Source organism: Nitrosomonas sp. Is35, assembly GCF_033063295.1.
Taxonomy (GTDB): domain Bacteria; phylum Pseudomonadota; class Gammaproteobacteria; order Burkholderiales; family Nitrosomonadaceae; genus Nitrosomonas.
In genome coordinates this window covers 3,153,873-3,164,620 of record NZ_JAWJZH010000001.1, presented here as the reverse complement: position 1 = coordinate 3,164,620, position 10,748 = coordinate 3,153,873, and the positions used below count along the sequence as shown (strand labels likewise).

Below are 10,748 nucleotides of genomic sequence, written 5' to 3'. Positions count from 1 at the left end.
ATGCCGATAGCCGACCACACAACCGGTGAGACAGGCGTGTCCGCATTGCGGGGCGAAATGCGCCTTGCTGAGCCGATGAGCAAACATACAACCTGGCGCGCGGGAGGTTATGCGGATCGTTACTACCAACCGGCGGATCTGGATGATTGGGCGGATTTTCTGCGTGCATCGCCGCATGAAGTCATCCATGTGATTGGACTGGGTAGCAATTTGCTGGTCAGGGACGGCGGGCTGCGTGGCACGGTGGTGGCGTTGCATGCGCGCTTAAACGATTTGCGCTTGATCGAGCAGAATCAATCCGGCGGGCTCATCTACGCGAGTGCCGGTGTGGCCTGCGCCAAAGTAGCCCGGTTTGCCGCCAAACATCATCTGGCCGGTGCGGAGTTTCTGGCCGGAATACCGGGCACGGTTGGCGGCGCGTTGGCGATGAATGCCGGATGCTACGGTTCTGAAACCTGGGAAATCGTGGCGCAAGTGGAGATCATCAAGCGCAACGGGGAAATCGTAATGCGCCAGCCCGGTGAATACGCGATTGGTTATCGCAGTGTGAAACGGCACAGCGAACCGGCTGGTACGATGGAAGCCGAATGGTTTACCGGCGCCTATTTCCGTTTGGCGCAAGGCGATCAGATGCAATCGCGGCAACGCATCAAGGAGTTGCTGGCGCAGCGGGTAGCCGGTCAACCGCTCAATCTGCCGAATGCCGGTTCGGTATTTCGCAATCCGCCGGGAGATTATGCGGCGCGTTTGATTGAAGCGTGTGGTTTGAAGGGATGCCACATTGGCGGCGCGATGGTGTCGCCCAAGCATGCCAATTTTATTGTCAATACCGGCGCTGCCAGCGCGGCGGATATTGAGGCGCTGATCATGATGGTGCAAAGCAGGGTTAAAAAAGCAATGGCCATCGCGTTGATTCAGGAAGTCCGGATCATCGGTGATGCCAGGAGGCTGACGTAATGGCCGCGCAGCAATTCGGCAAAGTTGCGGTTCTGCTGGGCGGCCGGTCGGCCGAGCGGGAAATATCGCTGCAAAGCGGACAAGCTGTTCTGGATGCATTACTACGCAGCGGTGTCGATGCGTATCCTTTCGATCCGGCGGAGCAAGCCATGGAAAAACTGCTGCAACAAGGTTTCGATAGAGTCTTTATCGCGTTGCACGGCCGTTTTGGCGAGGATGGCACGATCCAGGGCGCGTTGGAGTTAATGGGATTACCGTATACCGGCAGCGGTGTGATGGCCAGCGCATTGGCGATGGATAAATGGCGCACCAAATTGATCTGGCAGGCAGCCGGTATTCAATCGCCGCGCTACGCAGTGTTGCAAGCGGATAGCGATTTTGAACAAGTCGCCGGGACATTGGGTTTGCCGCTGATCGTCAAACCAGCGCGGGAAGGCTCAACCATCGGCTTGAGCAAAGTGAAGCACAAGCAAGATTTGGCAAAAGCGTATCAACTGGCTGCTGAGCACGATGCACTGGTGCTCGCGGAAGAATTTATTGCCGGTAAGGAACTGACCGTGGCGATTCTGGGTGAAACGCCGCTGCCGGTGGTGCGGATTGAAATTGCGGGTGAGCTTTACGATTATGAAGCGAAGTATCTCTCTAATGAGACGAAATACTTCTGCCCGAGCGGTTTACCGATGGAATTGGAAACGGCGATTCAGAGAGAAGCGTTAAAGGCATACCAGATGCTGGGTTGTCAGGGCTGGGGAAGGGTTGATCTGATTTTGAGTGAAACCAATCAGTTTTATTTTCTCGAAGCCAATACTTCGCCCGGCATGACCGGCCACAGTTTGGTGCCGATGGCGGCAAGAACAGCCGGAATCCCGTTTGAGGATCTGGTTTTGAGAATATTGGATCTGGCTCATGTGGAATAACCATCACGCCTTGAATTTGTTATCCAGAATATTGCTCACTTTGGTGGCAATGGCGGTGCTGTATGCGATCAGTTTGCAACTCATCCAGCCACCGTTGTTCCCCATCAAAGAGATTAATGTGCAAGTTATTCACGGGAAAGAGAAAAATAAAGCGGAGTTACAGCACGTGACGCGCGAGCAAATTGAACAGCTGGTCAAGGATGAAATTGCAGGAAATTTTATTTCGGTAAATCTCACTGAAGTGCGCGAAGCTTTTGTAAAATTACCCTGGGTGCGTGAGGCCAGAGTGAAAAGAGAGTGGCCGCATGGTTTGAATGTGACACTGGAAGAGCATGAGGCCTTGGCCTACTGGGGGAGTCATGCCTTGGTCAATACGCATGGTGAGGTGTTCCGGGTGACGGCTGATGCTGATTTGCCGGTGTTTACCGGCCCTAATGAGGCCAGCGCGCATGAAGTGGCGCAGAAATTCCGGCGTTTTAACAAGATACTGACGCCATTGCAGCAGCATATCGCGGAAATAAGCCTGACGCCGCGCTATGCCTGGCGTCTGCAATTGAATACCGGAACGGTTCTGGAATTGGGGCGGAATGAGATTGAAGAGAGATTGGTTCGTTATGTTTCAGTATATAACCACAGTATTGCGCGGTTAAATCAGCAAGAACCATTGGCGTATGTCGATTTGCGCTATCCCAATGGTTTTGCCATCCGCATGCCTGAAGTGATGCAACAAGTACCACGTAAATCCGGCGCGAGGAGAGAAACGTGAGACCACGGAGATGGGATTAGATGAATAAAGCTCGAGAAAATAGAAATTTGATTGTCGGTCTGGATATTGGCACATCGAAAATTGTTGCCATTGTCGCTGAGGTGGTTCCGGAAGGCGGTTTTGAAGTGATCGGTTTGGGCAGCCATCCATCGCGCGGATTGAAAAAAGGTGTTGTGGCCAATATCGAGACGACGGTGAATGCGATTCAGCGCGCACTGGAAGAAGCGGAACTGATGGCGGATTGCAAGATACATGAAGTGTATACCGGCATCGCCGGTAGCCATATCAAAGGTTTTAATTCCGATGGCATGGTGCCCATTAAGGATAAAGAAGTTACCGAAAAAGATGTCGAGCGCGTCATGGAAGCGGCCAAAGCGGTCAATATTCCGGCCGATCAGCAGATTCTGCATATTCTGAACCAGGAATTCATCATCGACGGCCAGGAAGATGTGCGTGAACCGGTGGGCATGAGCGGCATACGGCTGGAAGTGAAAGTGCATATTGTCACGGGCGCAGTTTCGGCGGCGCAGAATATCGTCAAGTGCGTGCATCGCTGCGGTTTGGAAGTGCGTGATTTGATATTGCAGCCGCTGGCATCGGCCATGGCTGTGCTATCCGAGGATGAAAAAGATCTGGGTGTCTGTCTGGTCGACATTGGTGGTGGTACAACCGATATTGCGGTATTCACGCATGGCGCGATCCGGCATACCGCGGTGATTCCGATTGCCGGGGACCAAATTACCAATGATATTGCGATGGCCTTACGCACACCGACTAAGAGCGCGGAAGACATCAAATGCCGCTACGGCTGTGCACTGAGAAGTCTGGCCGATACAAAAGAGATGGTGGAAGTTCCCGATGTCGGCAACCGCGGGTCGCGCCAACTTTCGCGGCAAACGCTGGCGGAAGTGATCGAGCCACGGGCGGAGGAACTGTATTGCTTGGTGCAAGCGGAATTGCGCCGCAGCGGGTTTGAAGAATTGCTGTCATCGGGCATCGTCATCACGGGCGGATCCGCTTCGTTACGCGGCATGGTGGAATTGGGCGAGGAAATCTTTCACATGCCGGTCAGATTGGGGTTGCCCAATTATCATGGTAATTTGAAAGACGTGATTCATACACCGCGCTATTCGACCGGGATCGGCTTGATTCTGGCGGGTATCGAACAGTTGCAGCATCAGCATGGTTCAAGATTACAAGGAGGATCTGCCAAGCAGATTTTCTCCAGAATGAAGGGGTGGTTTCAAAGAAATTTTTAATATCAAATTTCACGGGTTGTATTAGCAGTCAGGCGGCTTTAATTTCAATGTACTAAAGGAGAAACACTATGTTCGAAATCATGAATAACGAAACTCAAGAAGCAGTCATCAAAGTTGTCGGCGTTGGTGGGTGCGGCAGCAATGCTGTGGATCATATGATCCAGAACGGCATGCAAGGCGTTGAGTTCATCAGTATGAATACTGATGCCCAGGCATTGAAAAGCAATAAAGCGCCGACCGTACTGCAACTGGGTACGGGCATTACCAAAGGATTGGGTGCTGGAGCGAATCCTGAAATCGGCCGTGAAGCTGCGCTGGAAGATCGCGACCGTATTGCAGAATTGATTCAAGGCGCGGATATGTTGTTTATCACCGCTGGCATGGGTGGCGGTACCGGTACCGGCGCTGCACCGGTGGTTGCGCAAGTCGCCAAGGAAATGGGTATTTTAACCGTTGCCGTGGTCAGTAAGCCTTTTGCATTTGAAGGAAAACGCTTAGCCGCCGCTAAAGCGGGTATGGAAGCATTGTCGCAGCACGTGGACTCGCTGATAGTGATACCGAATGATAAGCTCATGATGGTCCTGGGCAATGATATTTCCATGCTGGATGCATTCAAAGCAGCCAATGACGTGCTGTATGGCGCGGTCGCAGGCATCGCCGAAGTGATTAATTGTCCCGGCTTGGTTAACGTTGACTTTGCCGACGTCAGAACCGTCATGTCGGAAATGGGCATGGCCATGATGGGTTCAGCAGTCGCAATGGGTGTAGATCGTGCCCGAGTTGCAGCCGAACGTGCGGTATCAAGCCCGCTGCTCGAGGATATCTCCTTGTCCGGAGCGCGCGGCATTCTAGTGAATATCACCGCCAGCTCATCGCTGAAAATGCGCGAAGTGCATGAAGTAATGAACACGATTAAAGACCTGACCGCTGAGGATGCAACGATTATTGTCGGTACTGTCATTGATGAAAATATGGCCGATAATCTGCGCGTTACCATGGTGGCTACCGGGCTTGGAAGCTTGGTCAGCCAAAGCCAAAATTCTCCGTTAACCGTGGTGCATACACGCACTGGTACCGACGACAGGGATTCCGTTTTTTCTACTGAAGAACCGGCTGTGATGCGCACAGGCAGAAGAGGTAATGCCACCGTCGCAGCGATGCGTCAATCAGGCGTTGATCCAATGGATATACCCGCTTTCTTGAGAAGACAGGCCGATTAAATAGATTTAATTTCTCAAGATTTAATTTTCCACAGCTTTGGGAGTGAGAAATTGGAGATCAGAGAATTAAAGAAAGCAATGAATACCCCGCCGCATAAGGTGGGGTATTAAGCCCGGCAAGTCTGCTGCGATAGAGAAGTCTCGGGAATAACTTTAAGCTACAGTAGCTTCTCTGAAGAAACTGATTGCTGGACTTTGTGCCGCTTTGGGTAGATGAGTGTAATGGCTTAATAAAGCCCGATCGGGTTCGTAACGCCCTGTTATTTTGCTTGCTTCACATGTTCCCGTCAATCTGACCGAATATTGCGGCGAGCGGTGTATTTTGCAGCGATACGGCAAGAATCGTAACCGCGCCACGTAAAACTTTGCCACCATTCGCCCTCGATAGCGGGATGACAAGCTCACTGGCTAGCTGTCAATGCAGAATTATCGCATTCATTGCGAATACTTTCAGGGGAGTGGATGATGAGCAATTCGTCATTGCTCTTGATTTTGGAGCTTGTGACTTGTGGTAAGGATTGTTATAGCGATATGAGCGTTAGTGATTCAAGTTCAACATCAACATGAAATTCAATAACGCTCACATCTAAAAAGTTTAGCCCGATTATCCCAATGCAATACGGTTGTTAATCTGTCCCAGTGATTGTTCAACTTGATCGACCAGAATAAGACATAACTCACCGTCCTGCAAATTGGACAAAGCCGCATCGATGGCAATCGCTTCTCCAACGATTTCTCTGACTTTTTGCGTGCGTTTGGCATTACCTAAACCTTCGCGCAATAAAGACAATACTTCTCCATCCGCTCGGCCGCGTTGACATTGATCCTGATACAGCACCACCTCGTCAAATGCATCACCGAGGATTCGTGTCTGCTGACGAATATCCTCATCACGCCGGTCGCCTGCTGCACTAATGACGACTGAACGTTTCTTTGACGGAATATTATCAATCGCACTGACCAGAGCCTGGATCGCATCGGGATTATGTCCGTAATCGGCAATCAAGGTTGCATTGCGGTAATTAAAGAGATTAAAGCGGCCCGGCGCTGTTTGCGTATTGCTGACAAAACTGGCGACACCGGCGTGAATAACCGCCCATTCCAGACCGAGTGCCCAGCCAGCCCCAATAGCAGACATCACATTCTCAATTTGGAAATTGATACTACCGTTCTTCGTCAAAGGGATCTCGTTTAACGGGATACGATATTCAACCGTTTCACTCGCAGCGACAATGCAGCTGCTTTCCACATAAATAACTCGTTTATGCTGCGCGCGATGCATCGCCAGCACCGGATGATGGCGATCTTGAGCAAAGAAAATAACCGAACCGGGGCAATGTTCAGCCATGCTGGCAACCAGCGGATCAGCTGCATTAAGCACCGCATAACCGGTATTGGGCGTTACATTCTGTACAATAATACGCTTAACCACAGCCAGCTCTTCCGCCGTATTGATATAAGCCATGCCAAGATGATCGCCCATGCCAATATTGGTTACAACGGCAACATCGCAACGATCAAATCCCAGGCCCTCGCGTAACAAACCGCCTCGCGCGGTTTCTAACACCGCAGCATCGACATCAGGATGAAAAAGAATATTTCTTGCACTCTTCGGCCCGCTGCAATCTCCGGTATCCATGCACTGTTCGTCAACATAAACACCATCGGTGCAAGTAACGCCAACGCGCTTATGATCTCTCTGCAGGACGTTGGCAATTAAACGGGTTGTCGTTGTTTTACCGTTGGTGCCGGTGACGGCGATCACGGGAATGCGGGCATTTTCTCCTTGGGGAAACATGTAATCAATAATGGCTTCACCCACTGCACGGCCTTTTCCATACGATGGCTGCAAATGCATCCGCAAACCGGGTGCTGCATTTACCTCAATAACGCCGCCTCCCTGGTCTTCTAAAGAACTCATAACATTGTCGCAAACCACATCAACACCGCAGATATCCAACCCTACCACTTTCGCAGCAGCAACTACGCGCGCCGCCAGTTCGGGATGCACATCGTCGGTTACATCGGTCGCCGTGCCCCCTGTTGATAAATTGGCATTCTTGCGTAACACAACGCGCATTCCTTTCACGGGAATCGATTCGGCTGTCAATCCTTGCGCAGCTAAATGTGCGATGGATATCTCATCCAGATGTATCTTGGTTAATGAGGTGACATGACCTTCGCCGCGCATGGGATCGCGATTGATTTGCTCCACCAATTCATAAATGCTGTGCACGCCGTCGCCTATGACTTGCGGGGGTTCGCGCCGGGCGGCAGCAACCAATTTATTACCGACAACCAGCATGCGGTAATCATGTCCGGGGATATAACGCTCTACCAGAACATTATCACTGATTTCGGCTGCAATCATATACGCCGCTTTGACTTGTTCAGCGGTGACAAGATTAACAGTGACGCCTTTACCTTGATTGCTATCCTGAGGTTTTATCACGACAGGCACGCCGATTTCGCAAGCGGCTGCCCAAGCATCTTCGACATCCTTCACTTCCCGGCCAAGTGGTACCGGTATGCCGGCGGCATGCAATAAAGTTTTCGTTAATTCCTTGTCTTGCACAATCGACTCTGCGACGGCGCTGGTACGATCGCTCTCGGATGCTTGAATACGGCGTTGCTTGCTGCCCCAGCCAAATTGCACCAGACTGCCTTCAGTCAAACGGCGAAACGGAATGCCGCGCGCAACCGCCGCTTGTACAATAGCCCCAGTGCTTGGGCCCAGGCGGATATCCTCATTGAGTTCGCGCAAACGATGCAGCGCATCCGCTAAATCAAAAGCGCTATCATCAATAGCCGAGATACATAAAGCTTGTGCCAGCTCAAAAGCCAGCAAGCCAACCTTTTCTTCGCTGTATCCTACGATAACGCGATAGGTATCGGCTTCCGGTGTTTGTACCGTGCGGCTGAATGTTACCGGGCAACCTGCCTGAACTTGCAAACCTAGCGTCGCAAATTCAAGTACATGGGCCATGGTGACTGCTTCATGATGGCCGGCGGGCTGGAGCAAGGAGATCTCAGGAAAACGTTCACGTAGTCTTGCTTCAAAGCCAGGAATGGTATCAATACTATTTTCAGATCCACTACAAAAAACGGTAGCTTCAATCGAAGTATGCTGACTCCATAAATTGGGTCCGCGTAAAGCGCGTATGCGTAAAACTTTCATAACTTAATTCCTTGTGTTTGTAATTCCAGAAGATTCTGATTTTCAGGTTTGTACTTCTCTTGACTGAAACCAAATGTCTCAATTCCAACACGTATAAGATTCGGTTCAATGCCTAATGCCCAAGCGGCACCCACGGCTGCCAATATATTCTCGATTGCCTGCGTGCTTTTCGTCCCGCTTTCTGAAACGATCTCACGCAGATTGATCAGTATCAATTCATTTGAACCCGATACAAGTACAACTCTGCCATTGCGGACTATCACAGCGCGTTTGCCCTGCGTAGGTCCGGTTCCACTTGCGCAATGTTGCTTAATCACCGGTAGCTCCGGTTCGCTGCTGAAATAAATCACTTCACCGTGACACAGCTCGGACATTTCAACCAGCATTTCATCGTTCGCATTGAGGACTGCTGCACCGACCGGGAGTTTTACGTCTTTTTCCACATCGTCAATGGCCGCAGCGGTCGGTGTCACCATATCGACTTGCGAACGGAGCACTGTATAAACCTGTTTGTGCGTTTCAATACCGTGATGGCCAAAATGGTGCTCGGGATCAATATTGGTGATCACACCCACCTGGCAGCTATCGTATGCCAGTCCTTCATTCAATAACACATCAAAACCATTCTCAAAAACAGCAGCTTCAACTGTCGGATTGAGTAAAGTGCGATTAGCTGCCGCCCAGTTAGCGCTGTTGCTTTTATCAATTTGCCGATAGTCCAGATATAGTCCATCGCTGCAAGCCAAACCGGTTTGCTTGCCGGACAGTACAAGCAATCTGGCAACAAGGTAAGCAACCGATGTTTTGCCATAACTTCCGGAAATTCCAACAATGGGGATACGGCCGTTTTCCTGGCCTGGAAATAAGTGATCGACAATCGCTTTTCCGACCGGACGGGGTTTACCAACTGCCGGTCTAATATGCATCAATAAGCTTGGACCTGCGTTGACTTCAACAATAGCTCCGCCTTGTTCATGCAATGGACGTGAAATATCGCTGGTAACCAGATCAATACCGGCAATATCCAAGCCGATGACGCGTGCAGCAAGTGATGCAATAGACGCCGTCGCCGGATGAACCTGATCGGTCACATCAAACGCATGATTACCATTCCTTTGAATCAAAACCTTAATGCCGGTTGGCACGACGGAATCACGATGATACCCTTGGTGAGCGATTTCCATTTGTGCCGCGCTATCCAAACGGATCAAATTGAGCGGGTGATCTTCTGTCGACCCGCGTCGTGGATCAGAATTAATTTGAGATTCTATTAACTCGGCAATGGTTGAGACACCATCCCCCATGACTGATACTGAGTCACCGCGCGTAGCCGCTATGAGGCGTCCACCGACAATCAACAAACGATGCTCGGTTCCGGCAATATAGCGTTCAACCAGTACCTCCGTACCTTCCCGTAACGCCATGCGGTAAGCCGATTCGATTTCTTCCCGCTGGCTTAACTCAATAAAAACGCCACGTCCATGATTTCCATCGCAAGGTTTTATAACAACCGGCATACCAATATCATTCGCCGCTTCCCATGCAGCTTCGGCACTCTCGACAATACGCCCTTCCGGAACAGGAACACCGCAAGATTGCAGCAATGATTTTGTCAGATCCTTATCACGGGAAATACCCTCAGCAATGGCCGATGTCCGGTCTGTCTCAGCTGTCCAAATGTGGCGGCAGCGCGCGCCATAACCCAGCTGTACAAGATTTCCTTTTGCAATAAGACGGGTGGCTGGAATATTACGAGCCATTGCAGCATCTACAATGCATGCTGTGGAAGGTCCGAGCCAAAGTGAGTCGACCATATCACGAAGATGCTGGATTGCTCCCTCGACATCATAAAATGGGTTGGCGGATTGCTGAAAATTCATGGCGGCCAAAACCAATTCACGTGCGGAATGTAAAGCGGCTGTGGTGATTTCCGCTTGCCAGGCGCTTAGTGCAACTTTATAAACACCGCGCACCGAGGTTTCACGTGCTCTGCCAAAGCCGCCGCGCATACCCGCCAGGTTCTGAAGCTCCAGCGTGACATGCTCAAGAATGTGGCATGGCCAAGTACCGTCCTTGACGCGGCGTAAAAAACCGCCGCGCTCTTCATAGCTGCAACGGTGCTCTATCAGAGACGGCAACCATCCGGATAGGCGCTCATAAAAACCTGGAATCTTATCGGAAGGAAAATCTTCCAGTTCACCAATATCCACGGTTGCTTCCAAAGCGGGATAATAAGTCCACATGTTGGGACCATTTAAGTGTTTGATTTCAAGAAATTTGATATCTTTAGTACTATTGCAGTCTAAATTTAAGGAGTCGGACATGGCATTTGAATCGGTAAGAAGAGATGCTATTAACGTTACTCAAATTGATAGGTTTACAAAAAACAAAACAATTTTTACAAACGTCACCTAGGCCACTCTCAAGGAAACTAAAGTATAACTTATTAAG

7 protein-coding genes are annotated in these 10,748 nt (G+C 50.5%); 5 read left to right on the top strand and 2 right to left on the bottom strand.

Annotation, left to right across the window (positions count from 1 at the left end; genetic code table 11):
• From murB to ftsZ, 5 genes are all read left to right on the top strand, one after another.
• The gene (gene murB, locus R2083_RS14675; protein WP_317539009.1) at positions 1 to 957 is read left to right on the top strand and encodes a UDP-N-acetylmuramate dehydrogenase; all 957 of its coding nucleotides are present in this window, start codon (positions 1 to 3) and stop codon (positions 955 to 957) included.
• Positions 957 to 1,874 carry a D-alanine--D-alanine ligase gene (locus R2083_RS14670; RefSeq protein WP_317538898.1) on the top strand — a complete coding sequence of 306 codons (918 nt, stop codon included), beginning with the start codon at positions 957 to 959 and terminating at the stop codon, positions 1,872 to 1,874. Before murB ends, R2083_RS14670 begins: the two co-directional genes overlap by 1 nt.
• Positions 1,864 to 2,640, top strand: a complete 777-nt coding sequence (locus R2083_RS14665; protein WP_317538897.1) for a cell division protein FtsQ/DivIB — start codon at positions 1,864 to 1,866, stop codon at positions 2,638 to 2,640. Before R2083_RS14670 ends, R2083_RS14665 begins: the two co-directional genes overlap by 11 nt.
• Positions 2,641 to 2,660: 20 nt before the next feature.
• Positions 2,661 to 3,899 (top strand): cell division protein FtsA, encoded by a 1,239-nt coding sequence (ftsA, locus tag R2083_RS14660; RefSeq protein ID WP_317531953.1) that lies wholly within the window; start codon positions 2,661 to 2,663, stop codon positions 3,897 to 3,899.
• Between the two features lie 68 nt (positions 3,900 to 3,967).
• A complete protein-coding gene (gene ftsZ / locus R2083_RS14655; protein WP_317531952.1) occupies positions 3,968 to 5,119 on the top strand; it encodes a cell division protein FtsZ in 1,152 nt (383 codons plus the stop codon).
• 604 nt (positions 5,120 to 5,723) lie between these two features.
• Here ftsZ and cphA (R2083_RS14650) read toward each other — a convergent pair.
• Both cphA (R2083_RS14650) and cphA (R2083_RS14645) read right to left on the bottom strand, forming a co-directional pair.
• A complete protein-coding gene (gene cphA / locus R2083_RS14650) occupies positions 5,724 to 8,297 on the bottom strand; it encodes a cyanophycin synthetase (RefSeq protein ID WP_317531951.1) in 2,574 nt (857 codons plus the stop codon).
• Complete coding sequence (gene cphA, locus R2083_RS14645) at positions 8,294 to 10,621, bottom strand: cyanophycin synthetase (RefSeq protein ID WP_317531950.1); 2,328 nt, start codon at positions 10,619 to 10,621, stop codon at positions 8,294 to 8,296. The genes cphA (R2083_RS14650) and cphA (R2083_RS14645) overlap by 4 nt, the downstream gene beginning before the upstream one ends.
• Positions 10,622 to 10,748 lie beyond the last annotated feature (127 nt).

Excerpts from the sequence above, each read along its gene's own strand:
- murB (WP_317539009.1), top strand. The coding sequence starts at position 1 with ATGCCGATAGCCGACCACACAACCGGTGAGACAGGCGTGTCCGCATTG.
- R2083_RS14670 (WP_317538898.1), top strand. The coding sequence starts at position 957 with ATGGCCGCGCAGCAATTCGGCAAAGTTGCGGTTCTGCTGGGCGGCCGG.
- R2083_RS14665 (WP_317538897.1), top strand. The coding sequence starts at position 1,864 with ATGTGGAATAACCATCACGCCTTGAATTTGTTATCCAGAATATTGCTC.
- ftsA (WP_317531953.1), top strand. The coding sequence starts at position 2,661 with ATGAATAAAGCTCGAGAAAATAGAAATTTGATTGTCGGTCTGGATATT.
- ftsZ (WP_317531952.1), top strand. The coding sequence starts at position 3,968 with ATGTTCGAAATCATGAATAACGAAACTCAAGAAGCAGTCATCAAAGTT.
- cphA (WP_317531951.1), bottom strand. The coding sequence starts at position 8,297 with ATGAAAGTTTTACGCATACGCGCTTTACGCGGACCCAATTTATGGAGT.
- cphA (WP_317531950.1), bottom strand. The coding sequence starts at position 10,621 with ATGTCCGACTCCTTAAATTTAGACTGCAATAGTACTAAAGATATCAAA.